At 71.4% G+C, this 24,566-nt stretch carries 21 protein-coding genes and 2 pseudogenes; 17 read left to right on the top strand and 6 right to left on the bottom strand.

The annotated features are described in order from the left end of the window. Positions 1-62: 62 nt before the first annotated feature. The 5 genes and pseudogenes from allB to ACZ7OO_RS30000 form a co-directional block, all read left to right on the top strand. Positions 63-1,400, top strand: a pseudogene (gene allB / locus ACZ7OO_RS30020) (allantoinase AllB); the annotation flags it as partial. Between the two features lie 54 nt (positions 1,401-1,454). Beyond that, positions 1,455-2,576, top strand: a complete 1,122-nt coding sequence (gene alc / locus ACZ7OO_RS30015) for an allantoicase (RefSeq protein ID WP_471509762.1) — start codon at positions 1,455-1,457, stop codon at positions 2,574-2,576. A gap of 88 nt (positions 2,577-2,664) precedes the next feature. Further along, the gene (locus ACZ7OO_RS30010; RefSeq protein ID WP_352225883.1) at positions 2,665-3,474 is read left to right on the top strand and encodes an AIM24 family protein; all 810 of its coding nucleotides are present in this window, start codon (positions 2,665-2,667) and stop codon (positions 3,472-3,474) included. Positions 3,475-3,569: 95 nt separating this feature from the next. Next, positions 3,570-4,196, top strand: coding sequence for a dihydrofolate reductase family protein (locus ACZ7OO_RS30005; protein WP_471509445.1), 627 nt, complete (start codon positions 3,570-3,572; stop codon positions 4,194-4,196). Positions 4,197-4,329: 133 nt separating this feature from the next. Continuing rightward, the gene (locus tag ACZ7OO_RS30000; RefSeq protein ID WP_471509443.1) at positions 4,330-4,725 is read left to right on the top strand and encodes a ribonuclease; all 396 of its coding nucleotides are present in this window, start codon (positions 4,330-4,332) and stop codon (positions 4,723-4,725) included. Between the two features lie 66 nt (positions 4,726-4,791). Here ACZ7OO_RS30000 and ACZ7OO_RS29995 read toward each other — a convergent pair whose 3' ends face one another. Next, positions 4,792-4,992, bottom strand: a complete 201-nt coding sequence (locus tag ACZ7OO_RS29995; protein WP_471509441.1) for a hypothetical protein — start codon at positions 4,990-4,992, stop codon at positions 4,792-4,794. A 170-nt stretch (positions 4,993-5,162) separates the two neighbouring features. Here ACZ7OO_RS29995 and ACZ7OO_RS29990 point away from each other — a divergent pair, with 170 nt between their 5' ends. The 3 genes from ACZ7OO_RS29990 (at position 5,163) to ACZ7OO_RS29980 (ending at position 8,383) form a co-directional block, all read left to right on the top strand. Next, entirely contained in the window at positions 5,163-6,422 is a 1,260-nt protein-coding gene (locus tag ACZ7OO_RS29990) for a sensor histidine kinase (protein ID WP_471509439.1), read from the top strand. A 41-nt stretch (positions 6,423-6,463) separates the two neighbouring features. Next, positions 6,464-7,126 (top strand): response regulator transcription factor, encoded by a 663-nt coding sequence (locus ACZ7OO_RS29985; RefSeq protein ID WP_471509437.1) that lies wholly within the window; start codon positions 6,464-6,466, stop codon positions 7,124-7,126. Positions 7,127-7,201: 75 nt separating this feature from the next. Further along, positions 7,202-8,383: a cytochrome P450 family protein gene (locus tag ACZ7OO_RS29980; RefSeq protein ID WP_471509760.1), complete on the top strand. Its 1,182-nt coding sequence runs from the start codon at positions 7,202-7,204 to the stop codon at positions 8,381-8,383. Positions 8,384-8,439: 56 nt separating this feature from the next. Here the strand turns inward: ACZ7OO_RS29980 and ACZ7OO_RS29975 are convergent, their stop codons facing one another. Further along, positions 8,440-9,450 carry a Gfo/Idh/MocA family protein gene (locus ACZ7OO_RS29975; RefSeq protein ID WP_471509435.1) on the bottom strand — a complete coding sequence of 337 codons (1,011 nt, stop codon included), beginning with the start codon at positions 9,448-9,450 and terminating at the stop codon, positions 8,440-8,442. A 130-nt stretch (positions 9,451-9,580) separates the two neighbouring features. Between ACZ7OO_RS29975 and ACZ7OO_RS29970 the strand changes: the two genes are divergently transcribed. The 8 genes from ACZ7OO_RS29970 (at position 9,581) to ACZ7OO_RS29935 (ending at position 20,324) form a co-directional block, all read left to right on the top strand. Further along, positions 9,581-10,318 (top strand): GntR family transcriptional regulator, encoded by a 738-nt coding sequence (locus tag ACZ7OO_RS29970; protein ID WP_471509758.1) that lies wholly within the window; start codon positions 9,581-9,583, stop codon positions 10,316-10,318. 201 nt (positions 10,319-10,519) lie between these two features. After that, complete coding sequence (locus ACZ7OO_RS29965) at positions 10,520-11,524, top strand: sugar ABC transporter substrate-binding protein (RefSeq protein ID WP_471509433.1); 1,005 nt, start codon at positions 10,520-10,522, stop codon at positions 11,522-11,524. 8 nt (positions 11,525-11,532) lie between these two features. Beyond that, positions 11,533-12,561, top strand: coding sequence for an ABC transporter permease (locus tag ACZ7OO_RS29960; RefSeq protein ID WP_471509432.1), 1,029 nt, complete (start codon positions 11,533-11,535; stop codon positions 12,559-12,561). Then, positions 12,558-13,322, top strand: coding sequence for an ATP-binding cassette domain-containing protein (locus tag ACZ7OO_RS29955; protein WP_471509430.1), 765 nt, complete (start codon positions 12,558-12,560; stop codon positions 13,320-13,322). Before ACZ7OO_RS29960 ends, ACZ7OO_RS29955 begins: the two co-directional genes overlap by 4 nt. 142 nt (positions 13,323-13,464) lie before the next feature. After that, complete coding sequence (locus ACZ7OO_RS29950) at positions 13,465-14,610, top strand: ROK family glucokinase (protein ID WP_471509428.1); 1,146 nt, start codon at positions 13,465-13,467, stop codon at positions 14,608-14,610. After that, positions 14,607-15,188, top strand: coding sequence for a sugar kinase (locus ACZ7OO_RS29945; RefSeq protein WP_471509426.1), 582 nt, complete (start codon positions 14,607-14,609; stop codon positions 15,186-15,188). Before ACZ7OO_RS29950 ends, ACZ7OO_RS29945 begins: the two co-directional genes overlap by 4 nt. 97 nt (positions 15,189-15,285) lie before the next feature. Next, positions 15,286-18,093, top strand: a complete 2,808-nt coding sequence (locus ACZ7OO_RS29940) for a DEAD/DEAH box helicase (protein ID WP_471509424.1) — start codon at positions 15,286-15,288, stop codon at positions 18,091-18,093. Between the two features lie 152 nt (positions 18,094-18,245). Further along, positions 18,246-20,324 carry an SWIM zinc finger family protein gene (locus tag ACZ7OO_RS29935; RefSeq protein ID WP_471509422.1) on the top strand — a complete coding sequence of 693 codons (2,079 nt, stop codon included), beginning with the start codon at positions 18,246-18,248 and terminating at the stop codon, positions 20,322-20,324. A 518-nt stretch (positions 20,325-20,842) separates the two neighbouring features. On the opposite strand, the gene ACZ7OO_RS29930 is transcribed toward ACZ7OO_RS29935, so the two are convergent. Next, positions 20,843-22,330, bottom strand: coding sequence for a VOC family protein (locus tag ACZ7OO_RS29930; RefSeq protein WP_471509420.1), 1,488 nt, complete (start codon positions 22,328-22,330; stop codon positions 20,843-20,845). A gap of 77 nt (positions 22,331-22,407) precedes the next feature. On the opposite strand from ACZ7OO_RS29930, the gene ACZ7OO_RS29925 reads away from it, so the two are divergent. After that, positions 22,408-22,866 (top strand): Lrp/AsnC family transcriptional regulator, encoded by a 459-nt coding sequence (locus ACZ7OO_RS29925; RefSeq protein ID WP_471509418.1) that lies wholly within the window; start codon positions 22,408-22,410, stop codon positions 22,864-22,866. Positions 22,867-23,165: 299 nt separating this feature from the next. On the opposite strand, the gene ACZ7OO_RS29920 is transcribed toward ACZ7OO_RS29925, so the two are convergent. The 3 genes and pseudogenes from ACZ7OO_RS29920 to ACZ7OO_RS29910 form a co-directional block, all read right to left on the bottom strand. Continuing rightward, entirely contained in the window at positions 23,166-23,615 is a 450-nt protein-coding gene (locus ACZ7OO_RS29920) for an iron chaperone (RefSeq protein WP_471509416.1), read from the bottom strand. A gap of 94 nt (positions 23,616-23,709) precedes the next feature. After that, entirely contained in the window at positions 23,710-24,393 is a 684-nt protein-coding gene (locus tag ACZ7OO_RS29915) for a glyoxalase (RefSeq protein WP_471509414.1), read from the bottom strand. Continuing rightward, positions 24,393-24,482: pseudogene (locus tag ACZ7OO_RS29910) on the bottom strand (AraC family transcriptional regulator); the annotation flags it as partial. The gene ACZ7OO_RS29915 and the pseudogene ACZ7OO_RS29910, both read right to left, overlap by 1 nt. Between the last annotated feature and the right edge of the window lie 84 nt (positions 24,483-24,566).

The following is a 24,566-nucleotide window of genomic DNA, read 5'->3' as shown; positions in this document are numbered from 1 at the left end:
CCGTTACGTGGGTGTAAATCCCGTTTCCCGGAAGTAAAACGGCGGCAGAGAGAGGGGTCCGGGTGTCCGACGCTGAACTGGTGCTGCGCTCGACGCGCGTCATCACCCCGGAGGGGACACGGGCCGCCTCGGTCGCCGTGTCCGCCGGGACGATCACGGCCGTACTTCCGTACGACGCCCCCGTCCCGGCGGGCGCCCGCCTGGAGGACTTCGGCGACGACGTGCTGCTGCCCGGCCTGGTCGACACCCATGTGCATGTGAACGACCCGGGCCGCACCGAGTGGGAGGGCTTCTGGACCGCCACGCGCGCGGCGGCGGCCGGCGGCATCACCACCCTTGTCGACATGCCGCTCAACTCGCTGCCGCCGACCACCACGGTCGGCAACCTCCGCGTCAAGCAGGAGGTCGCGGCCGACAAGGCGCACATGGACGTCGGCTTCTGGGGCGGCGCGCTGCCCGACAACGTCAAGGATCTGCGCCCGCTGCACGACGCCGGAGTCTTCGGCTTCAAGGCGTTCCTGTCGCCGTCCGGTGTGGACGAGTTCCCGCACCTCGACCAGGAGCAGCTCGCCCAGTCCCTGGCGGAGATCACCTCCTTCGGCGGCCTGCTGATCGTGCACGCCGAGGACCCGCACCACCTGGCCGCCGCCCCGCAGCACGGTGGCCCCAGATACGCCGACTTCCTGGCGTCGCGTCCGCGCGACGCGGAGGACACGGCCATCGCCCAGCTGATCGCCCAGGCGAAACGCCTCCACGCGCGCGTGCACGTCCTGCACCTGTCCTCGTCGGACGCGCTGCCGCTGATCGCGGCGGCCAAGGCGGACGGCGTCCGCCTCACCGTCGAGACCTGCCCGCACTACCTCACCCTCACCGCCGAGGAGGTCCCGGACGGCGCCAGCGAGTTCAAGTGCTGCCCGCCCATCCGGGAATCGGCCAACCAGGACCTGCTCTGGCAGGCGCTGGCCGACGGCACCATCGACTGCGTGGTCACCGACCACTCGCCCTCGACCGCCGACCTGAAGACCGCCGACTTCGCGACCGCCTGGGGCGGCATCTCCGGCCTCCAGCTCAGCCTCCCCGCCGTCTGGACCGAGGCCCGCAGGCGTGGCCACGGCCTGGAGGACGTGGTCCGCTGGATGTCGGCCCGCACGGCAGCGCTCGTCGGCCTCGACGACCGCAAGGGCGCCATCGCCCCGGGCCGGGACGCCGACTTCGCCGTCCTCGCGCCCGACGAGACCTTCACCGTGGACCCGGCGGGCCTTCAGCACCGCAACCGGGTCACCGCGTACGCGGGCAAGACCCTGTACGGCGTCGTGAAGTCCACCTGGCTGCGCGGCGAACGCATCGTCGCGGACGGCGAGTTCACGGCCCCGAAGGGACGCCTGCTCACCCGCACCCCTGACCGATCCCGCTCCCGCACCCGCAGCGGCCGACACCCGAGAGGAAGACCTTCTTTGACGGCGATCCCGACCTTCACCGGCGACGCGCACCCCTACTCCGGCGGCGACCCGTACGCCGACTACCGCACCGCCGACTTCCCCTTCACCCAGTACGCCAACCTCGCCGACCGGCAGCTCGGCGCCGGGGTCATCGCCGCCAACGACGAGTTCTTCGCCCAGCGGGAGAACCTGCTGGTGCCCGGGCGGGCCGAGTTCGACCCCGAGCACTTCGGGCACAAGGGCAAGATCATGGACGGCTGGGAGACGCGCCGGCGCCGCGGTGCCTCGGCCGGCCACCCCTGGCCGACGGCCGAGGACCACGACTGGGCGCTGGTCCGCCTCGGCGCCCCCGGCGTGGTCCGCGGGATCGTCGTCGACACGGCCCACTTCCGCGGCAACTACCCGCAGGCGGTGTCGGTCGAGGGCACGTCGGTCCCCGGCTCCCCGTCCCCGGCGGAGCTGCTCGGCGACGACGTGAAGTGGACGCCGCTGGTCCCGCGCACGCCGGTGGGCGGCCACGCGGCGAACGGTTTCGCCGTCTCCGTCGAACAGCGCTTCACCCACCTCCGCGTCAACCAGCACCCCGACGGCGGCATCGCCCGCCTCCGCGTCTACGGCGAGGTCGCCCCGGACCCCGAGTGGCTGTCGGCCCTGGGCACCTTCGACGTGGTCGCCCTGGAGAACGGCGGCCAGGTCGAGGACGCCTCCAACCTCTTCTACTCACCGGCGACGAACACCATCCAGCCGGGCCGTTCCCGCAAGATGGACGACGGCTGGGAGACGCGCCGCCGCCGTGACCAGGGCAACGACTGGATCCGCTACCGGCTGGTGGCCCAGTCCCAGATCCGGGCGATCGAGATCGACACGGCGTACCTCAAGGGCAACAGCGCGGGCTGGGCCTCGGTGTCGGTGAAGGATGCCGATGACAACGGCGACGGCGACTGGCGGGAGGTCCTCCCGCGCACCCGCCTCCAGCCGGACACGAACCACCGCTTCGTCCTGGCTTCCCCCGCCGTAGGCACGCACGCGCGCGTGGACATCTTCCCGGACGGCGGAATCTCCCGCCTACGGCTGTACGGCTCACCGACGGAGACGGGATCAGCAGCCTTGACAGCGAGGCACCGCGAACTGTCCTGACGATTGCTTTCCCACCCGCGTGGCCGTCCCCGGGCATCCGGGTGGGTGGGCGAGGGAACCGCTGGAGCGTCGGCTACGTTCTTTTCCCGTGACCCTTCAGCAAGAGATCGTCGGCAACGCCATGCAGATGGCGGTCGTCAACCTGCACCCCGGCCAGACCGTCTACTGCGAAGCCGGAAAGTTCCTGTTCAAGACCACGAACGTGACCATGGAGACGCGGCTCGGCGGCCCGAACGGCGGCGGCCAGCCGCAAGGCGGAGGCGGCGGCATGGGCGGCATGCTGCGCCAGGCCATGGGCACCGCCATGCAGGTCGGCCAGCGCATGCTCGCCGGCGAGTCGCTGGCGTTCCAGTACTTCAGCGCACAGGGTGGTGAAGGCACCGTCGGCTTCGCGGGCGTGCTGCCCGGCGAGATGCGCGCTCTGGAACTCAACGGCACGCGCGCGTGGTTCGCCGAGAAGGACGCCTTCGTCGCGGCCGAGTCCACCGTCGAGTTCGGCATCGCCTTCCAGGGCGGCCGCACCGGCATGAGCGGCGGCGAGGGCTTCATCCTGGAGAAGTTCACCGGCCACGGCACGGTGATCATCGCCGGCGCGGGCAACTTCATCGACCTCAACCCCGCCGACTTCGGCGGCCGTATCGAGGTCGACACGGGCTGTGTCGTAGCCTTCGAGGAGGGCATCCAGTACGGCGTCCAGCGCGTCGGCGGCCTCAACCGCCAGGGCCTCATGAACGCGGTGTTCGGCGGCGAGGGCCTCTCCCTGGCCACCCTGGAGGGCAACGGCCGGGTGATCCTGCAGTCCCTCACCATCGAGAGCCTCGCCAACGCCCTGAAGAAGGCCCAGGGCGGCGACAAGCAGGGCCCGACCGGCGGACTGTTCTCGACCCACGCGGGGTGAGGTGCCGTAGGGACGATCACCGCCGATGAGTTGCGGGCGCCCCCGGGGTCTGAGCTGACGACAGCTGACCGCACCCCAGGAAGCAGGCACCCCTCATGGGCAAGCTCGTCTCCACCATGTTCATCACCCTCGACGGTGTCTACCAGGCGCCCGGCGGCCCCGAGGAGGACCCCGGCGGAGGCTTCACCCACGGCGGCTGGAGCCACCCCTACGGCGACGATGACTTCGGCGGGTTCGTCACCGAGGTCTTCGACCGGGTGGGTGCCTTCCTGCTCGGCCGCCGTACGTACGACATCTTCGCCTCGTTCTGGCCGAAGGCCACCGACCCGGCCGACCCGGTCGCGGCCAAGCTCAACGCGCTCCCGAAGTACGTCCCGTCCGCGACCCTCACCGACCCCGGATGGTCCGGCACCACGGTCTTGGGCGGTGACCTCGCCAAGGAGGTCACGGCCCTCAAGGAGCGCACCGACGGAGAGCTCCAGGTGCACGGCAGCGGCGCGCTGGTCGGCTCCCTGCTGGACCTGGGCCTGGTCGACACCCTCCACCTGCTGACGTTCCCGGTCGTGCTGGGCACGGGCCGCCGCTTCTTCCAGGAGGGCGCCGTGCCGACGAAGTTCCGGCACACCGGCGGCCGGGTCACCGCGGCGGGCGTCTCCATCCAGTCGTACGACCTCGCGGGCCGCCCCGACTACGGTTCGTACATCGCCGACGCGAACGCCTAGCGCCGTCGGTCGGGGCCCGCCCCGTGAAGGCCGCGGGCCCCAGGTTAACTCCCCGAAAACTAAAGGGACTTGCCGGGAAAATCTCCAGACTTGTCATTGACATGCCACTGTCTACGCGCGTCATCATGGAGCCATGAGATTCCCCCCACGAATCACCCGCATCGGCGCCGCGGGCGCCGTCCTGTCCGCCCTCCTCGTCGGCGGTACGGTCACCGCCACCACGGCGGACGCGGCTGCCGCCTCGGTCGGCAGCATCTGCTACAGCGACCTGCCGTCGCAGGCGTACGACACCCTCGACCTGATCGCGTCGGGCGGCCCGTTCCCGTACTCGCAGGACGGCGTCGTCTTCCGCAACCAGGAGGGCGTGCTGCCGAGCCAGGCCTCTGGCTACTACCACGAGTACACCGTGAAGACGCCCGGTTCTTCTACGCGCGGAGCACGTCGCATCGTGACCGGCAAGAAGACCCAGGAGGACTACTACACGGCGGACCACTACGTCACGTTCGACCTGGTCGACTTCGGCTGCTGAGCCCCTGGCCGAGTCCACCGGTCGGTCGTCAGGAACGGCGCGACCAGCCGGAGGTCCGGTCCGCGTTCAGCCGGATCTCCGGCTCCCCGCGACGGCGAACAGCGCGAACGCCAGCACGATCAGCGCGACGCTCGCGTAGACGCCGTAGCCGTCGAGGAAGCCGAGCCGTTGCAGGAGGCCCACGTGCCAGTGGGTGAACTCGTGCAGCAGGCCCAGCGCACCCTGCACCAGAGCGACGAATCCGAGCAGTTCCAGCGGCTGTTTCACAGCACGACTCTCGCCCCGCGGCTTCCCCCCATGCCATCGGCCGTGGGGCGAGTTGTGCCTGCCGGAAGTCTGTCCGCACGCGCGCGTGCCGTACCGAAGGTCCACAGGGGCCCAACTTTGGTCGACGATCCCCTGCTCGGGGAGGTGGCACGCACCGGTCCTGCGTAGATTTGCCGACCGTGAGCGGTGACATCTCGGTACGGACGTTCGAGCGGCGACGGTGGCTTTTCCCGTCCGCCGTGATCCATGAACTCGATCCCGACGCCGGCCCGGCCGGCCGGCGGCCCCGGCGCACCGCGCGTGACTGGTTCGTCGACTTCAGCTGTTTCGTGCTCGCCGTCCTCCTTGGCGCGGCCGCCGCGAACACCATGCGGCAGGACCCGAACGTCTCGCACGGCCTCGCGGTCGCCGACCAGCTGATCGGCGGTCTGGCCTGCGGCGCGGTCTGGCTGCGCCGCCGCTGGCCGATGGGCCTGGCCATCGCGATGATCCCGGTCAGCTTCGTCTCCGACACCGCGGGCGGTGCCGCCATGGTCGCCCTCTTCACCGCGGCCGTGCACCGCCCGTTCCGGTACGTCGCCTGGATCGCCGCCGGCAACCTCGCGATCATCCCGTTCTTCTACTGGCTCCGGCCCGACCCCGACCTGCCCTACCTGGCTGTCGTCGCCCTCGTCACGCTGTTCATCCTCCTGGTCACCAGCCTCGGCATGTTCGTCCGCTCCAAGCGGCACCTGATGCTCAGCCTGCGCGACCGGGCCCGGCGCGCCGAGACCGAGGCCGGGCTGCGTGCCGAGCGGGCCCAGCGGCTGGCCCGGGAGGCCATCGCCCGTGAGATGCACGACGTCCTCGCCCACCGGCTGACCCTGCTCAGCGTGCACGCCGGGGCCCTGGAGTTCCGTCCCGACGCGCCCCGGGAGGAGATCGTCCGTGCGGCCGGGGTGATCCGGGAGAGCGCCCACGAGGCCCTCCAGGACCTGCGCGAGATCATCGGCGTGCTGCGCGCCGCCGACGGCGACGAGGCGGGCGGCCGGCCGCAGCCCACACTGGCCGCCCTCGACGCGCTGGTGAGCGAGTCCCGCCAGGCCGGCATGAAGGTCATCCTCGACAACCACGTGGGCGACCCGGCGGCCGTTCCCGCCTCCGTAGGCCGCACCGCCTACCGGATCGCCCAGGAGGGCCTCACCAACGCCCGCAAGCACGCCCCCGGCGCCGAGGTCACCGTCCGTGTCGCCGGAGCCCCCGGCGACGGCCTGGACATCACCGTGCACAACCCGGCCCCCGAGACGGAGGTCCCGCACGTCCCCGGCTCCGGCCAGGGCCTGATCGGCCTGACCGAACGGGCGACGCTGGCCGGAGGCCGGCTGCAACACCGGGCCACCGGCGACGGCGGCTTCGAGGTGCGGGCCTGGCTGCCCTGGGCCGCAGGCTGAACGACCCCGCGATGTCGTACCCGCGTGATTACGTAGGAGCCATGACCGCGATCAGACTGCTGCTCGTCGACGACGATCCCCTGGTGCGGGCGGGGCTGTCCCTGATGATGGGCGGCGCCGGGGACATCGAGATCGTCGGAGAGGGCGCCGACGGCGACGAGGTCGAGGCGCTCGTCGACCGCACCCGCCCGGACGTCGTCCTGATGGACCTCCGTATGCCGTCCGTGGACGGGCTCACCGCCACCGAGCGGCTGCGCGCCCGTGCGGACGCCCCGCAGGTCGTCGTCCTGACCACCTTCCACGCCGACGAACAGGTGCTGCACGCCCTGCGCGCGGGAGCCGCCGGGTTCGTACTCAAGGACACCCCGCCCGCCGAGATCGTCGACGCGGTGCGCCGGGTCGCGGCCGGCGACCCCGTCCTGTCGCCCGCCGTCACCCGCCAGCTGATGCGGCACGCGGCGGGCACGCAGGCCGACACCCGGCAGGCACGCGCGCGTGAGCGGCTCGCCGCACTCAACGACCGCGAACGGGAGGTCGCCGTCGCGGTCGGCCGGGGCCTCGCCAACGCCGAGATCGCCACCGGCCTGTTCATGAGCGTCGCCACCGTCAAGACCCACGTCTCTCGCATCCTGGCCAGGCTCGGCCTGAACAACCGCGTCCAGATCGCGCTGCTTGCGTACGACGCGGGATTGCTGGAGGAGTAGGGGCACCGGTCGATGGCCCCGAGCGTTCTCCGGATACGGGACGGCCTCGGGGACCTCCTGAAGGGGGAGTACGGCATGCAGGTGACCGATCTCGGCGAGTACGGCGACGGTCTGCGTACGGACCCGCACACGGTGTACGCCCGGCTGCGCGAGCGCGGCCCGGTGCACCGGGTGCGCTGGCCGCTGCCTGACGCGTACCACGAGACCTGGCTGGTCGTGGGGTACGAGGAGGCCCGCGCGGCACTCGCCGACCCCAGACTGGCCAAGGACACCGAGAAGGCCGGCTTCAAGTTCCTCGACGAGGAGCGGATCGGCAAGCACCTGCTGGCCGCCGACCCGCCCCAGCACACCCGGCTGCGCGGGCTCATCACGCGCGCGTTCACCGCCCGCCGGGTGGCCGGACTGGAACCGCGAATCCAGGAGATCACCGACCGCTTGCTCGACGAGATGCTCCCGCGCGGCCGCGCCGACCTGATCGACGCCCTCGCCTACCCGCTGCCGATCACCGTGATCAGCGAACTGCTCGGCGTCCCCGAGCTGGACCGCGCGCGGTTCCGGAAACTCTCCAACGAGGTGGTCGGCTCCGCCCGTCCGCGCAACGAGTACGACGCGTTCGCCGAGCTCGCCGACTTTCTGAAGGTGCTGATCGAGGGCAAGCGGAGCGCGGGCCCGAGCGACGACCTGCTCAGCGACCTGATCCGCACCACCGGAGAGGACGGCGACCGGCTCTCCGTCGAGGAGCTGCGCGGTATGGCCTACGTGCTGCTGATCGCCGGCCACGAGACCACCGTCAACCTGATCGGCAACGGCGTCCTCGCCCTGCTCACCCACCCCGCCCAACTCGCCGCCCTGCGCGCCGACATGAGCCTCCTGGACGGTGCGGTCGAGGAGATCCTGCGCTGGGAGGGCCCGGTGGAGAACGCGACGTACCGGTACGCCGCCGAGCCCCTGGAGATCGCCGGCACCGCCATCGACCGGGGCGACCCGGTGATGATCGGCCTCACCGCCGCCGACCGCGACGGCGCCCGCTATCCCGAGCCCGACCGCTTCGACATCCGCCGCGACAACCGTGGCCACCTCGCCTTCGGGCACGGCATCCACTTCTGCCTGGGCGCGCCGTTGGCCCGCCTGGAGAGCCGTATCGCCCTGCGCTCCCTCCTGGAGCGCGCCCCGGACCTGGCGCTGGACGGCCCGCACGGGGAGTGGCTGCCGGGCACGCTGATGAGGGGGGTGCGCAGCCTTCCGGTGCGCTGGTAGCCGTAGCGGCGGGCGCGGGCGCCGGGCGTGGCCGGGCGGAGGGCGCGGTCAGGTCATCAGCCCAGCCGGTCCGGGATCTCCGCGAGCGCCACCGGTCTTCGCTCGTGCCGGGAGACCTCGCAGGCCTCCGCGACCCGCAGCGCCTGGAGCGCCTCACGCCCGTCGCAGGGGTTGGCCAGGCCGCCGCGCACCACCTCCACGAAGGCGCACAGCTCGGCCTCGTAGGCGGGTCCGAACCGCTCCAGGAAGCCGGGCCACGGCTTGTCCGCGGGCGGCGGCCCGGTCGGCTCGGTGGAGGCCACCGGCGTACGGTCGTCCAGGCCCACCACCACGGTGTCCCGCTCCCCGGCCAGCTCCATCCGCACGTCGTACCCGGCGCCGTTCAGCCGGGTCGCGGTGGCCGTCGCCAGTGTGCCGTCGTCCAGGGTGAGCAGAGCCGCGCCGGTGTCCACGTCACCGGCCTCGCGGAACACGGCGGCCCCGGCATCCGAGCCGGTCGCGTACACGTCGACCACCTCGCGGCCGGTGACCCAGCGCAGCACGTCGAAGTCGTGGATCAGCGCGTCCCGGAACAGCCCGCCGGACAGCGGCAGCCACTCCGGCGGGGGCGGGGACTGGTCGGAGGTCAGCGCCCGTACGGTGTGCAGCCGTCCGAGCCGGCCCGAGCGCACGGCCTCCCGGGCGCCCGCGTACCCCTTGTCGAAGCGCCGCTGGAAGCCCATCTGCAGCACCGTCCCGGCCTTCTCCACCTCGGCCAGGGCATGCAGCGTGCCCGGCAGGTCCAGGGCGATCGGCTTCTCGCAGAAGACCGGGAGCCCGGACCGCGCCGCCCGGCCGATCAGGTCGGCGTGCGCCGAGGTGGCCGTGGTGATCACCACGGCGTCCACGCCCCACTTGAAGATCTCGTCCGCGCCGGGCGCCGCCGTCTCGCCGAGGCGGTGCGCCAGATCCTGGGCCCGCGCCGGATCCACGTCCGTGAGGATCAGCGATCCGACCTCGCGATGACGGCTGAGCGTGTTCGCATGAATGGTACCGATGCGGCCCGTACCGATGACCCCGATGCGCATGGGAACAAGGTGCGGGTGCACCCCGTGCGCTGTCAATCCGTATGTCCGGACAATCGGACTACACAACTTCCCGTCAACCCGTCACGGGGATACGCTCGGGCCCGTGCCGAAACCAGATGTGGACCCGACCGTGCCGCTCGACCTGAGTGTGGACCGGAGCTCGCCGGTGCCGTTGTACTTTCAGCTCGCGCAGCAGCTGGAGGCGGCCATCGAGCACGGCTCGCTCACCCCCGGCAGCCTGCTGGGCAACGAGATCGAGCTCGCCGCACGGCTCGGCCTGTCCCGCCCGACCGTGCGTCAGGCCATCCAGTCCCTCGTCGACAAGGGCCTCCTGGTCCGTCGCCGGGGTGTCGGCACCCAGGTCGTGCACAGTCAGGTCAAACGCCCCCTGGAGCTCAGCAGCCTCTACGACGACCTGGAGTCGGCCGGCCAGCGCCCCGCGACGAAGGTGCTGGTCAACACCGTCGTCCCGGCGTCCGCCGAAGTCGCCGCAGCGCTCGCGGTCGCCGAGGACACCGAGGTGCACCGCATCGAGCGGCTGCGGCTGGCGCACGGCGAGCCGATGGCGTATCTGACCAACCACCTGCCGCCCGGCCTGCTCGACCTGGACACCGGGCAACTGGAGGCGACCGGCCTCTACCGTCTGATGCGGGCCGCCGGGATCACCCTGCACAGCGCCCGCCAGTCCATCGGCGCGCGCGGTGCCACGGCCGCCGAGGCCGAGCGGCTCGCCGAGCCGGAGAGCGCCCCGCTGCTCACCATGCGGCGCACCACGTACGACGACACCGGCCGCGCCGTCGAGTTCGGCGACCACATCTACCGGCCGACCCGCTACTCCTTCGAGTTCCAGTTGCTCGTACGGTCCTGAACGCGCCGCCCGGCTCCCGACGTTCCGTTAGTCGCAATGTCCGGACAATGCGCCCGTAGAGTGCCCCCGCCGCCGTAAGGGGTGTACCCCATGTTCGATACTGAGGCTTTTGGGGCAGGCGCGGTCGCCGTCGGTGGTCACCCACGGTGAGCTCGCCCGCCCCTCTCGCACGTATGAGCACGGCAAGAAGGGCACGGCCTCGTGGCACGGTTTCGGACCTGGGTGGGCATCGCGGTGGCGGGGGCGCTCAGCGTCACCCTCGCCGGATGCAGCAGTACCGGCGGCAAGCGGGCGGAGGACGCCCGGAACGCCGCGGCGGCCCAGGGGAGGGCGGCGGTGAACACCCCCCGCTGGACCTTCGCGATGATCACTCACTCGGGGGACGGCGACACCTTCTGGGACATCGTGCAGAGCGGTGCCGAGCAGGCCGCCCGCAAGGACAACGTCGACTTCCTCTACTCGCACGACGACGAGGCCCAGCAGCAGGCCCAGCTCGTGGACGCGGCGGTCGACAAGAAGGTCGACGGAATCATCGTCACCCTCGCCAAGCCCGACGCCCTCAAGGCGGCCGTCGCTCGCGCCGAGAAGGCCGGCATCCCGGTGATCACCGTGAACTCCGGTTCCGAGGAGTCCAAGGCGTTCGGCGCCCTCGCGCATATCGGCCAGGACGAGACCATCGCGGGCCAGGCGGTCGGCGACGAGCTGAACAAGCGCGGCAAGAAGAAGGCTCTGTGCGTCCTGCACGAGCAGGGCAACGTCGGCCACGAGCAGCGCTGCGCGGGTGTCGCGAAGAACTTCGACGGTGAGGTCGAGAACCTCTACGTCAACGGCACCAACATGCCCGACGTGCAGTCCTCGATCGAGGCGAAGCTCCAGGCCGACGGGTCGATCGACGCGGTGGTCACCCTCGGGGCGCCGTACGCCGACACCGCCGTGAAGGCGAAGACGGACGCGGGCAGCGCGGCCGAGGTCGACACCTTCGACCTCAACGCCAAGGTCGCCGCCGAACTGAAGGACGGCACCCTCGGCTTCGCCGTGGACCAGCAGCCGTACCTCCAGGGCTACCAGGCGGTCGACCTGCTGTGGCTCTACAGGTACAACGGCGACGTCCTCGGTGGCGGGCAGCCGGTGCTCACCGGCCCGCAGATCATCACCAAGGACCAGGCGGCCGCGCTGGCGAAGTACACCGAGCGGGGCACCCGATGAGCACCACCATGGAACACCCGTTTGACGAAAGGATTCTGCAGAGCTCTCCGCTGCGGAAACTCCTCTCCCGTCCGGAGCTGGGCTCGGTCGTCGGCGCGGTCGCCGTCTTCCTCTTCTTCGCGGTGGCAGCCGACGGCTTCCTGCGCGCGTCCAGCATCAGCACGGTCCTCTACGCCTCCTCGACGATCGGCATCATGGCCGTCCCGGTGGCGCTGCTGATGATCGGCGGCGAGTTCGACCTCTCCGCGGGCGTCCTGGTGACGTCCTCCGCCCTCATCTCGTCGATGTTGAGCTACCAGATGACGGCGAACACCTGGGTGGGCGTGGGAGTCTCGCTCCTGGTGACCCTCGCCATCGGCGCCTTCAACGGCTTCGTGCTCACCCGCACCAAGCTGCCCAGCTTCATCGTCACCCTGGGCACCTTCCTGATGCTCACCGGCATGAACCTCGGCCTCACCAAGCTGATCGACGGGACGGTCTCGACCAAGACGATCGCCGACATGGAGGGCTTTCCGTCCGCCCGCGCGGTCTTCGCCTCGACGCTCACCGTCGGCGGAGTCGACTTCAAGATCACGATCCTCTGGTGGCTCGCCCTGGTCGCGATCGCATCCTGGATCCTGCTGCGCACCCGCGCCGGCAACTGGATCTTCGCGGTGGGCGGCAACCAGGACGCGGCCCGCGCGGTCGGCGTCCCCGTCACCAAGACCAAGATCGGCCTCTACATGGGCGTCGCGCTCGGCGCCTGGATCTCCGGGCAGCACCTGCTCTTCTCCTACGACGCTGTCCAGTCCGGCGAGGGCGTCGGCACCGAGCTGATCTACATCATCGCGGCCGTCATCGGCGGCTGCCTGATCACCGGCGGCTACGGCAGTGCCGTCGGCTCGGCGGTCGGGGCGCTCATCTTCGGTATGACCAGCAAGGGCATCGTCTTCGCCGAGTGGAACCCCGACTGGTTCAAGTTCTTCCTCGGAGCGATGCTGCTCCTCGCGACCCTGCTCAACACCTGGGTCCGCAAGCGCGCGGAGGCCACCGCATGACCCTCGTCCAGCTGACCGACGTCAGCAAGCACTACGGCACCGTCCGCGCCCTGGAAGGGGTCTCCCTGGAGGTCCACGCGGGCGAGATCACCTGCGTCCTCGGCGACAACGGAGCCGGCAAGTCCACCCTGATCAAGATTGTCGCGGGCCTGCACCGGCACGACGGCGGCAGCCTGCGCATCGAGGGCGAGGAGACGACCCTCGCCTCCCCGCGCGAGGCCCTGGACCGCGGCATCGCCACCGTCTACCAGGACCTGGCCGTGGTCCCGCTGATGCCGGTGTGGCGCAACTTCTTCCTCGGCTCGGAACCCCGCAAGGGCCTCCTCAAGCGCCTGGACGTCGACTTCATGCGCCGAACCACCCGCACCGAACTCCTCCGCATGGGCATCGACCTCCGGGACGTCGACCAGCCCATCGGCACCCTGTCGGGCGGCGAACGCCAGTGCGTGGCGATCGCGAGGGCCGTCTACTTCGGCGCGAAGGTCCTGATCCTGGACGAGCCGACGGCTGCACTCGGAGTGAAGCAGTCCGGTGTGGTGCTGAAATACGTGGCGGCGGCACGGGACCAGGGGTTGGGTGTTGTGTTGATCACCCATAATCCGCATCACGCGTACTTGGTGGGCGATCGCTTTGTGCTGCTGAAGAGGGGCACGATGGTGGGGAGCTACACACGTGACCAGATCACGCTGGAAGAACTGACCGGCCAGATGGCTGGTGGAAGCGACCTCGACGCTCTACGCCACGAGTTGCAGCGTCCCTGAAAGGGGCGGGGGCGTATCCATGTGCGGCTCCGCCGCGTGGGCGCGACCAGCCGCATACGACCGTTACCCGGTGACGGCGATGCCCCGCTCCTTATCTCCCCTGAACGGCGCCACCCTTTCTCGTGCGGCAGAATCAAGCCCGATGAGCACCTACCGCGACCTCACCGCCCCCATAGGCTCCCGCCGAGCCCCCGTCCTGCGAACGGTCGGCACAAGGGAGCGCCGGTCCCACCTGACGGCCCCCCGTGTCCCCACCGTCGGCATCGACATCGGCGGCACCAAGGTCATGGCGGGCGTAGTGGACGCCGACGGCAACATCCTGGAGAAACTCCGCACGGAGACGCCGGACAAGTCCAAGAGCCCCAAGGTCGTCGAGGACACCATCGTCGAGCTGGTCCTGGACCTGTCCGACCGGCACGACGTGCACGCGGTCGGCGTCGGCGCGGCGGGGTGGGTCGACGCCGACCGCAACCGCGTGCTGTTCGCGCCCCACCTGTCCTGGCGCAACGAGCCCCTCAGGGACCGCCTCTCGGGCCGCCTGGCGGTTCCCGTCCTGGTCGACAACGACGCCAACACCGCCGCCTGGGCGGAGTGGCGGTTCGGCGCCGGCCGCGGCGAGGACCACCTGGTCATGATCACTCTCGGCACCGGCATCGGGGGCGCCATCCTGGAGGACGGCCAGGTCAAGCGCGGCAAGTACGGTGTCGCCGGCGAGTTCGGCCATATGCAGGTCGTGCCCGGCGGCCACCGCTGCCCGTGCGGCAACCGCGGCTGCTGGGAGCAGTACAGCTCCGGCAACGCGCTGGTCCGCGAGGCCAAGGAGCTGGCCGCGGCCGACTCCCCGGTGGCGTACGGGATCATCGAGCACGTCAAGGGCAACATCAACGAGATCAGCGGCCCGATGATCACCGAGCTGGCCCGCGAGGGCGACGCCATGTGCGTCGAGCTGCTCCAGGACATCGGCCAGTGGCTCGGCGTCGGCATCGCCAACCTCGCCGCCGCCCTCGACCCGTCCTGCTTCGTGATCGGCGGTGGCGTGAGCGCCGCCGACGACCTGCTGATCGGCCCCGCGCGGGACGCGTTCAAGCGCCAGCTGACCGGCCGCGGCTACCGCCCCGAGGCCCGGATCGCACGCGCCCAGCTGGGCCCCGAGGCAGGCATGGTCGGCGCCGCCGACCTCGCCCGCCTTGTCGCCCGCCGCTTCCGGCGCGCCAAGCGGCGCCGGGTCGAGCGGTACGAGCGCTACGAGCGGTTCGCGGAGGCCCGCCGTACGCGGGACAGCGCATGACCGCTTCGCTGCCCAGCCAGGCCGTGCCCCCGGACGAACCGCACCACCCGCCGGAGACCCCCGGCCACAAGGCGCGTCGCCGGGCGTTGACGCTGCTGATCATCGTGCTGCTCATCGGCGTACCCGCCGGCTATCTGGTGATCTCCGCCAACCAGAGCCGCAACAGCGGCAAGGACAAGGAGTCCAAGTACTCGGCGACCGGCCTCAGCGCGGGCTGGCCGTCGAAGGTGCAGCGGCGGCTCTACCAGGTGCCGGTCCCGCACCCGGCCGACAAGATCGCGTACTACGAGACGAACAACTGGAAGACCAGCCGTCTCTACGTCCAGTTCCGCACCAACAGCGCCGGACTGGACAGCTTCCTGGAGGGCATGGGCGTCAAGCGGGACGACCTCAAGAAGGACGACATCAGCATCAGCACCCGCGACCAGAAGGTCACCGGCTGGAAGTTCACCGCCCCCGGTGCCTGGTCGGGCCTGACGCAAAAGCAGAAGAACCCGGCGCCCACCCAGGACGTGGTCGTGAACACGGCCGACCCGAACTACCCGATGATCTACGTCGTCTCACGCACCGTGCCGTAGAGACGGCCCCCGGCCGGTCACCGGGGCCGGTTGTCAGACCCCGCCCGTACAGTCGAAGACGTCTGATCCGAGATGTGGGCAGGAGGTGGCAGAACGTATGGGTGGCACGGTGACCGAGGCCCCTGAAGGCGTCCCCCTGCGCCTGGCGGCGATCTATCTGCCCGCCGACCTCCCGCGCCAGGGCCGCATCGCCTTCTGGGACCCGGACGGCGACCCGCTGCCGGGCGCCGCGACCGATGACCTGACGGTCGTACGACGGCACGGTGCCGGTGTTCGCCGTCGGCAGGTGCCGGCGCTGACCCTGCCGCTCGGCGAGGCCCTCCCGCTGCTCGTCCGGGCCCGCCGCGACCCGGCCGCCCACCCCGCCACCGCCTGCTGGGGCGCCGCCGCCGAGCACGCGCTGAGGCTCGCCGCCCGGGGCCGCCTGCTGCCCGGCCTCACCCCGGCCGGACACGACGCCTGGCGGGCCGGGCCTCTGGAGCCCGCAGACATCGCCCACCTGCGCGCGGTGGCCGCCGCCCTGCCCGCCGAGGGCCACGCCGTGCCGCTGCCCGGCCACGGCCCGCTCCGGCTGCCCCAGCCTGAGGCGCTGATCCGCTCCTTCCTGGACGCGGTCGCCGACACCCTGCCCCGTACCCCGGCCGCACCCCACACCGCGGGCAGGCCGTTCGCCGCCCGCGAGGCCCAGCCACTGCCCGACGCCCAGGAGTGGGCCGCGGAGGTCGCCGCCGGCATGGACGCGGGCGTGCGGATCTCACTGCGCCTCGACCTCTCGGCGTACGACCTCTTCGACGACGGTGAGGGAGCGCACCGCGCGGGAGCGGCGATCGTCCAGGTGCACAGCCTGGCCGACCCCACCCTGATGACCGACGCGGCGGCGCTGTGGTCGGGGCAGTCCGACGCCGCCTTCGGCCCCCGCGCGCGGGTGGACGCGGCACTGGCCGTGCGCCGGGCCGCGCGGGTGTGGCCACCGCTGGACCGGCTGGCCGAGCAGGACGTGCCGGATGTGCTCGCCCTCTCCGAAGAAGAGCTGGGTGATCTGCTCGGAGTGGCCGCGACCCGGCTCGCGGCGGCCGGGGTCGCCGTGCACTGGCCCCGGGACCTGGCCCAGGACCTCACCGCGGCCGCCGTGGTCCGCTCCGCTCCCGGATCGGCGACCGACGGCACAGGCTTCTTCGAGGGCGAGGAACTGCTCCAGTTCCGCTGGCAGCTGGCGCTCGGCGGGGACCCGCTCAGCGACGCCGAGATGGACGCCCTGGCAGAGGCCCACCGTCCGGTCGTACGCCTGCGGGACCGCTGGGTGCTTGTCGACCCGGCCCTGGTACGCAAGGCCCGCAAGCGCGAACTGGGCCTGCTCGACCCGGTCGACGCGCTCTCCGTGGCGCTCACCGGCGAGGCCGAGGTGGACGGCGAGACCGTCGAGGCGGTCCCCGTCGGCCTCCTCGCGGCCCTGCGCGACCGCCTCACGGCCGGCATCCGGCCCGCCGAGCCGCCCGCCGCACTGCAGGCCACCCTGCGCGACTACCAGCTGCGGGGCCTGGCCTGGCTCGACCTCATGACCTCGCTCGGCCTCGGCGGCTGCCTCGCCGACGACATGGGCCTCGGCAAGACGATCACCGTCATCGCCCTGCACCTCAAGCGGGCCCGCACCGAACCGACCCTGGTGATCTGCCCCGCCTCGCTGCTCGGCAACTGGCAGCGGGAGATCGCCCGGTTCGCCCCCGGCGTCCCGGTCCGCCGCTTCCACGGCCAGGGCCGCACCCTGGACGGCCTCGACGGTGGCTTCGTCCTCACCACGTACGGCACCATGCGCGCCACCGCGGCCAGGCTCGCCGACCAGCCCTGGGGCATGGTCGTCGCCGACGAGGCACAGCACGTCAAGAACCCCTACTCGGCCACCGCCAAGGCGCTGCGCACCATCCCGACCCCCGCGCGCGTGGCCCTCACCGGCACCCCCGTGGAGAACAACCTCTCCGAACTGTGGGCCCTGCTCGACTGGACCACCCCCGGACTCCTCGGTCCGCTGAAGTCCTTCCGCGCCCGGCACGCGCGCGCTGTCGAGAACGGCGAGGACCAGGAGGCGGTGGCCCGGCTGGCCCGCCTGGTCCGCCCCTTCCTGCTGCGTCGCAAGAAGTCCGACCCGGGCATCGTTCCCGAGCTGCCGCCCAAGACGGAGACGGACCACCCGGTCCCGCTCACCCGCGAACAGGCCGCCCTGTACGAGGCGGTGGTCCGTGAGTCGATGCTCGCCATCGAGACGGCGGAGGGCATCGCGCGCCGGGGCCTGGTGCTCAAGCTGCTCGGTGCCCTGAAGCAGATCTGCGACCACCCCGCTCTGTACCTCAAAGAGGAGACACGAGTCGACGGCCTGGCCGCCCGCTCCGGCAAACTCACCCTGCTCGACGAACTGCTCGACACCGTCCTCGCCGAGGACGGCTCGGCGCTGGTCTTCACCCAGTACGTCGGCATGGCCCGCATGATCACCGCGCACCTTCAGGCCCGCGCGGTCCCGGTCGACCTCCTGCACGGCGGCACACCGGTCCCGGAGCGGGAGCGCATGGTGGACCGCTTCCAGAGCGGCGCGACCCCGGTCCTGGTGCTGTCGCTGAAAGCCGCGGGCACCGGCCTCAACCTCACCCGCGCGGGCCATGTCGTCCACTTCGACCGCTGGTGGAACCCGGCGGTGGAGGAGCAGGCCACCGACCGCGCCTACCGCATCGGCCAGACCCAGCCCGTCCAGGTCCATCGCCTGGTCACCGAGGGCACGGTGGAGGACCGCATCGCCGAGATGCTGGAGGCCAAGCGCGCCCTCGCCGACGCGATCCTGGGCTCCGGCGAGTCCGCCCTGACCGAACTGACGGACCGCGAGCTGTCCGACCTGGTGTCGCTCCGGAGGACGTCATGAGCGAGGGCGGGCAGCGGCCGGGCGATGCGGCACGGCGGGCGTTGCGAGCGGCGCGGGGACACGGTGCGGGGACCGGGGCCGACGAGGCGGCTCCGGCCGGGGCGCGGCCTGAAGGCTCGGCTCCGCCGGGTGCGGATGCCTCGGAGGCGCGGGTGCCCAGGCCGAGTGACGCCGCGCGGCTGGCGCTGCGGGCGGCTGCCGCGGCGAAGGAGGCGGAGAAGGGGGACGCCGAACCCGAGGCCGACGAGGATGCCGGGGTGGTCGACACCGGTGCTCCGGCACCGGCTGCCGTACGGCCGGGCGCCGCCCGGCCCGGTGACGTGGCGCGCGAGGCGCTGCGTGCGGCGCGCGCGGAGGCACGGCGGGCCGAGGCGACAGCGGCAGAGGCTTCGGAAAAGGCCCCGGCTCGCGCGGTGCGTCGGCTGCCGTCGCCGGTCGTCCCGGCGGATGCGGCTCGCGGTCGCGCCCGCGACCTGAGGCAGTTCCTGGCCACCGCGTTCCTGATGCCGAAGGAGGATTCCGAGCCGAACGAGCCGGGGCGGGCCACCGCCCCGGCAGATCAAGGAACTTCGACGGAACCCTTCGACGAGGACGGCGCGCACCTCGCCGCATCGCAGGGCTACGAAACGGATCCCACTCCCTCCACGCCCGCCGCGGCCTCCGCCCGTCCGGAGCCGACCGCCCCCGGGTCTGCTGGGGCGTCTGAGCGTCCGTTGTCGGGCGGCTCGGGGTCTGCCGTGGCTCCCGGCTATCCGGAGCCAGCCGTTCCCGTGTGCGGCGCGGCCCCCGGCCATCCGGAGCCGACGGCCCCCGCGTCCGCCATGACCCCCGGACACCCGGAGCCGGGCGCCCCTGTGTCCGCCACGCCCTCCGACCACCCGGAGTCGCCCACCCCCGCACCCACCACGGCTGCCGGCCACCCGGACCCGGCGGCGACCTCCACCACCCCTCGCCTGCCCCGCACCATGGCCACCCCCCACCGCGACACCGAACTACGCCGGACCTTCCCCTCCTTCCCCACCCTCCACTCCCGTGTCGGCGCCTCCGGCCCGGACTTCGCCGAGACCTGGTGGGGTAACGCCTGGGTCCGGGCGCTGGAAGAGGGGGCGTTGGACGTCAAGCGGCTCTCGCGGGGGCGGAGTTATGCCGAGCGGGGGCATGTGGACGCCATCACCGTGACCCCCGGGCTGGTCCTGGCGTATGTGCAGGGGAGCCGGCCGCGGCCGTATCGCGTGCAGGTTCGGCTGCGTACCTTCGGCGCGGACGAGTGGGAGCGGTTCCTTGAGGCCGCCGCCGACCGGCCCGCGGACATCGCCGCGTTGCTCGACAAGGAGCTGCCGCAGGCCCTCGCCGAGAGCGGGGTGCCTTTGCTGCCGGGTCCCGGTGAGCTCGAACCCCATTGCAGCTGCCCGGACTTCGGTCATCCCTGCAAGCACGCGGCCGCCCTCTGCTACCAGACCGCGCGACTGCTGGACGCCGACCCGTTCGTGCTGCTTCTGCTGCGCGGCCGCGGGGAGCGCGAGGTACTCGACGCGCTGTCCAGGCGGAACGCCGCCCGCGCGGCCCGGGAGCGGCAGCCGGTGTCCCTGCCCGGCGTCCGGGCCACCGAGGCCCTCGTAGCGCGTCAACTCCCGCCGCTGCCACCCCCGTTGCCGGTTCCGCCGCACCCCGAGCAGCCTCCGGTGTACCCAGGCGTGCCCGGCGGACCCGACCCCTTCACGCTGGACCAGCTCGCCACGGACGCCGCCGCTCGCGCCCACGCCCTGCTCGCCACCGGACGCGACCCGGTCGGCGAACTGACCCTCTGGCAGGACGCGGTACGCCTCGCCGCGGCCCGCCCCGGCTCCGGCCTGACCGCGTCCACCCGCGCCCTCTACGCGTCGCTCGCGGACGCCGTCGGCCGTACCCCGGGCGACCTGGCGCGTGCGGTCGCCGCCTGGCGGCAGGGCGGCCCGGAGGGACTGGCCGTGCTGGAGGAACCCTGGGATCCGCCGGCCGGCCGCTTCGACCGGGCCAGACCCCTGCTCCTGGCCGCCGACCTCCCGGCATTCCGGCCGTGGCGCAACCACCTGACCCACCCCGGCGGCCATGTCCAGCTCCGGCTGGGCCGCGACGGCCTGTGGTACGCCTACGAGTCCGAACCGGGCCACGACGACTGGTGGCCCAGAGGCACCCCCGACCTGGACCCGGTGGGCGCGCTGACGGGACTGGGGACGCCGGAGGACCTCTAGAGGCCCACCGATCCAGGCGGTCCTGCCGATATCGTCGTGCCGGGCCACCAACCTGGCTCGCGCCCTCCGCCCGGTAGAGGAACCAGCCGCCGTCCTGTACCGGCGGGTTACGCGAGCCTGCGACGGCCTGCGCAACAACTCCGCGCGCAGCGAGTCGTGTTCGTCGCCGCCGGGAGCGGCAGGCCCGTGGGCGGCATAGCGGACGACGTCGTACGCCTCGGCCGCCCAGGATGGGGGAGCGGTGCGGTAGGGGCTACGGCAGGTGCCGGTGAGGGCGCGGGTTCTCGGATCGCCGCGCCGCGTCGCAGTAGCCCGTGCTGACCGACCAGCCCGTGCCGACCAGTGAGCCGCGTCAGGACCCACGCGGCAGACAGCCGGGCGCCCACCAGGCGGGACACAGGCCACGGCTGTCCTTGGTGACCGAGGGTCCCCGGCTCCACCGCCGCCGCCCCCGACGGGCGACCTCACCTCACTCGGCTGACCGAGCACGAAGACGGACTGCCTCGACACGGAGCGACTCAGTAGAACTGACTCAGACAGAACTCGTGATCCTCGGGATCGGCCATGACGACGACCACGCCCTCCTCGTACTCGTGGCGCTCACCGGTCTCCCGGCCGCCGAGGGCTAGGACTCGGGCGATGCCCTTCTCGATGTCCGTGACGGCGATGTCCAGGTGAAGGCGGACCTTGCCTTGCTGTGGTTCGGTGACAGGCTGGAAGACGAGGCGGGGCTGCGCGTCGTCGACGTGGCCGAGGTAGACCCAGCCCGCCTGGGACGGCCCCTTGCCTCGGTGGAGCAACGCACTCCAGAAGGCGGCCACCTTCTCCACGTCGAGGCAGTCCACGGTCACCCCGACCCAACGAGGCGACAGGCCGTCACCGTTGTCGTCCGGACCTGGGCGGGGGCCCGCGACGGTCTGCGCACTTCCGCTGGCGGACGCATTGAGTCGGAGACTCTCCGCGAGTTGCGTCGCCGCGGCAGCGGGAGTGACGCCTTGGCTGCGCGCCACTCGGAAGACGCGTCGAAGGGTGGCTTCGATGCCCTGAACGCGTTCGGTGACACGCTCCTCGGGCTCCTGCCGGAGTTCGACGCTGGTGGCGTGGATGACCCCTCCGGCGCTGACGACCGGGTCGGGGGCCCACAGGATGCCGCGGGCGGCGAGGAGTTCGGCGGTCGCGGGTACGTCGAGTTGGTTGTTCGCGGGGCCGGCGACGGCGGCGCACCGGAGCAGCGGAACGGACCGGGCGGTCAGGAGGCCACCCTGCGCGGCCGGCACAAGGATGTCGACGTTCATGGTGAGGGCTTGTTCCGGTTGCCTCCAGGACGCGCCCAGTTCGTCGGCAAGACGACGTCTGGCGGGGTCGATGTCGGTCACGACCAGCCGCGTACCGGCGTCGTGCAGGAGTCGGGCCACCTCGCTGCCGACCGCACCGAGGCCTATCACTCCGATCGTCCTGCCGGCGAGGGAAGGGTTTCCGAAGGCCTCCTCGGCCACCGCCCTCAGTGCCGCGAGGGTGCCATGCGCCGTGTGCCGGGACGAGTCGCCGCTGCCGCCGGCTTCCACCGGCCGCGAGCAGACGTGGGAGGTGCGTTCACCGATCACCGCCATGTCGGAGGCGCTGGTTCCCATGTCGGGGCCCGCGATGTAACTGCCGCCGAGCGAGGCGATGGCGTCACCGAGGTCGTGCAGCAGGGCGGTGCGTTCGGCTCCGGTGAGCGGGTCCTCGGTGGGCAGGGCGACGACGGTCTTCCCGCCTCCGTGCTCCAGGCCGGCCAACGCGTTCTTTTCCGTCATGGCTGTCGACAGGCGCAGAGCGTCGTCGATGGCGGCGGCAAGGTTCGGGTAGTGAGCGATCCGGCATCCACCGGCCGCCGGGCCCAGAGCGGTGGAATGAATCGCGAGGGTGATCGCCAGCCCGCTGCGACGACCGCGCAGCACCTGCACCAACTCGTGGGATGCGCCGGTCGATTCGCTTGGCGAGGATGCGTGATGTGCGGTCTTCATGGCCCGAAGCTATCCGCATCGCTGAAGTGACGGGCCCGTGACCGAAGAAGATTCGGCGGGGGTCGCATACTTGCCGCATGGACGAACTTGATTCGGCAATCGTGGAGCACCTGCAACGCGATGCTCGGCAGACCAACCGCGACCTCGCCCGTACGTTGGGAATCGCTCCATCCACCTGCCTTGAGCGGACTCGAGCGCTGCGAGCCCGAGGTGTCATCACCGGCTACCACGCAGCAGTGGCCCCCGCAGCCCTCAACCGTCACGTGCAGGCACTGATCCACTTCCAGGTGCGCCCGCTGAGTCGTGCGGTCATACAGACCTTCAAAACCTATGCCGCAGCACTGCCCGAGGTCAGTGCTGTCTACGTCGTCACGGGCGGGGACGACATGATCGTGCATGTCTCCGTGCCCAGCGTCGACTACCTCCACGGTTTCCTGATGGACAAGTTCACCGAACGTCGGGAAGTCATCGGCTTCCGCACCTCCGTGATCTACCAGCACACTCACAACCAGGTGCTCACACCCCTGACACCTTGACCGCAACCGCGCCCGAGACCGCAAACATCCGCACAATGCCGTCGAGCGGTGCATCAACCGCCTCAAGCAGCGGCGAGGCATCGCCACCCGCTACGAGAAGACCGCCACCATCCACCGTGCTGATTTCTGGGCAGTTTCAGGGGCTGTGTCCGCGTCGTTCGTAGTGGTTGGCGCCTGCATGCCGCTGGGCGACCGAATGCCGAACGCGCAGCCGGGCCGTGGCGGCGCGCTGTGTCCAGCGTGTGAACGCCTTCCGCGGCTCGGGCACTTTCCCTGCTGGTTCTGCCTCGGCTGAATCCTCAGCCCACCGCCTTCGTGACCAGCGCGCTGATGCGCTGTTCGTCGGCTGCGGTCAGCTCCTTCAGGGCGTAGGAGGTCGGCCACATGGCGCCGTCGTCGAGTGCCGCCTGGTCGCTGAAGCCGAGTGTGGCGTACCTCGATTTGAACTTCTGCGCGCTCTGGAAGTGGCAGAGGACCTTGCCGTCACTGGCGTATGCGGGCATCCCGTACCAGAGCTTGGGCGTGAGGTCCGGAGCGGCGGTCCTGACGATGTCGTGGATCCGCTCGGCGAGGACCCGGTCCGCTTCCGGTATCTCGGCGATCTTCGCGAGCGCGTCCCGTTCCGCTGCCGCCTCCTTCTCCGCCTGGGACGAACCGAGCCGCGCCGCCGCCTTCTTCTGCTCCTGCGCGTGCTCCTTCATCGCGGCCCGCTCCTCGGCGGTGAATCCGTTGTACTGCTCAGCGGTCATGTCGGAGTTCTCGGCGGACGACCTCGTGGACTGCGTGGCGGGTTTCCTCTCGTACAGGGAATGAGGGGGCGGGGCGGGAGTGCGCGGCCGTGAGTCAGGAAAGTGCAGGTGCCGTGGACGGCGTGGGGGCGAGCGACCCGGCGGCCTCCCAGGCGTATCCGTCGGGGTCGGTGAAGGGGCCGGTGGTGCTGCCGAGGACGATGCGGTGCGAGCCGGTGCCCTCGGCGGGGACACCGAGGTCCTTGGCCAGTCCGCGGCGCTTGTACAACCCCAGCTTGACGGGGCTGGACTTGTCGCAGCTGAACTCGGCGTACTTGCCGCCGAAGCTCCTGGCCACGGTCAGGCCCCGGCCGACGTAGAACTGCTTGCTGGCCTTCACGTCCTCGACGCCGAGCAGGAGGACGACCTCGTCGATATCACGGGTGGCCGGGCCGGTGTCCTTCTTCGCCGAGGTCGCGACCTTCCAGATCGTCCCGTCCGGGGCCTGAACGACGCCGCCGTAGCCCCACAGCGACTTCGCGGCGGGCTTCAGCACTGTGGCGCCGGCGTCCAGGGCGGCGCCGACGAAGCTGTCGACGGTGGCCTGCCTGGACACCGTGAGAGCCAGGGTGAAGCCGCGGAATCCGGTGGAGTGGGCCTCGGACGCTCGCAGGCGTATGCGCGTGTCCACTCCGAAGGCGGCGTAGAAGCGGCGAGTGCCCTCGGGATCGGCCACCTCAAGGGTGACGGACGCGATGGAGGTGCTGGAAGCGGTGGAAGCGGTGATTGCCATGGCCATCACGCTAGGGGCTGCTCGGTGGCCGGGGCTTCTCGATTCCTGACCGGTCTTGTCACTTGCTTCGCCACACACGCCGACACCCCCACCGTGATCGCAGAGCCCGCAAGGTGGGTTGCACCATGCGGTGATCAGTGGTGAATGCGTGCGACTGACGACCCAAATATCCCCTATAT

Source organism: Streptomyces sp. NPDC111744, from assembly GCF_055634995.1.
This window is presented reverse-complemented; position numbering and strand designations above follow the sequence as displayed.

What these genes read in the sequence shown, in the direction of transcription:
- ACZ7OO_RS29950 (WP_471509428.1), top strand. Translation starts at nt 13,465, where the DNA reads ATGAGCACCTACCGCGACCTCACCGCCCCCATAGGCTCCCGCCGAGCC.
- ACZ7OO_RS29960 (WP_471509432.1), top strand. Translation starts at nt 11,533, where the DNA reads ATGGAACACCCGTTTGACGAAAGGATTCTGCAGAGCTCTCCGCTGCGG.
- ACZ7OO_RS29930 (WP_471509420.1), bottom strand. Translation starts at nt 22,330, where the DNA reads ATGAAGACCGCACATCACGCATCCTCGCCAAGCGAATCGACCGGCGCA.
- ACZ7OO_RS29940 (WP_471509424.1), top strand. Translation starts at nt 15,286, where the DNA reads ATGGGTGGCACGGTGACCGAGGCCCCTGAAGGCGTCCCCCTGCGCCTG.
- ACZ7OO_RS29920 (WP_471509416.1), bottom strand. Translation starts at nt 23,615, where the DNA reads ATGACCGCTGAGCAGTACAACGGATTCACCGCCGAGGAGCGGGCCGCG.
- ACZ7OO_RS29980 (WP_471509760.1), top strand. Translation starts at nt 7,202, where the DNA reads ATGCAGGTGACCGATCTCGGCGAGTACGGCGACGGTCTGCGTACGGAC.
- ACZ7OO_RS29945 (WP_471509426.1), top strand. Translation starts at nt 14,607, where the DNA reads ATGACCGCTTCGCTGCCCAGCCAGGCCGTGCCCCCGGACGAACCGCAC.
- ACZ7OO_RS29975 (WP_471509435.1), bottom strand. Translation starts at nt 9,450, where the DNA reads ATGCGCATCGGGGTCATCGGTACGGGCCGCATCGGTACCATTCATGCG.
- ACZ7OO_RS30000 (WP_471509443.1), top strand. Translation starts at nt 4,330, where the DNA reads ATGAGATTCCCCCCACGAATCACCCGCATCGGCGCCGCGGGCGCCGTC.
- ACZ7OO_RS30005 (WP_471509445.1), top strand. Translation starts at nt 3,570, where the DNA reads ATGGGCAAGCTCGTCTCCACCATGTTCATCACCCTCGACGGTGTCTAC.
- ACZ7OO_RS29955 (WP_471509430.1), top strand. Translation starts at nt 12,558, where the DNA reads ATGACCCTCGTCCAGCTGACCGACGTCAGCAAGCACTACGGCACCGTC.
- ACZ7OO_RS29915 (WP_471509414.1), bottom strand. Translation starts at nt 24,393, where the DNA reads ATGGCCATGGCAATCACCGCTTCCACCGCTTCCAGCACCTCCATCGCG.
- ACZ7OO_RS29985 (WP_471509437.1), top strand. Translation starts at nt 6,464, where the DNA reads ATGACCGCGATCAGACTGCTGCTCGTCGACGACGATCCCCTGGTGCGG.
- ACZ7OO_RS29925 (WP_471509418.1), top strand. Translation starts at nt 22,408, where the DNA reads ATGGACGAACTTGATTCGGCAATCGTGGAGCACCTGCAACGCGATGCT.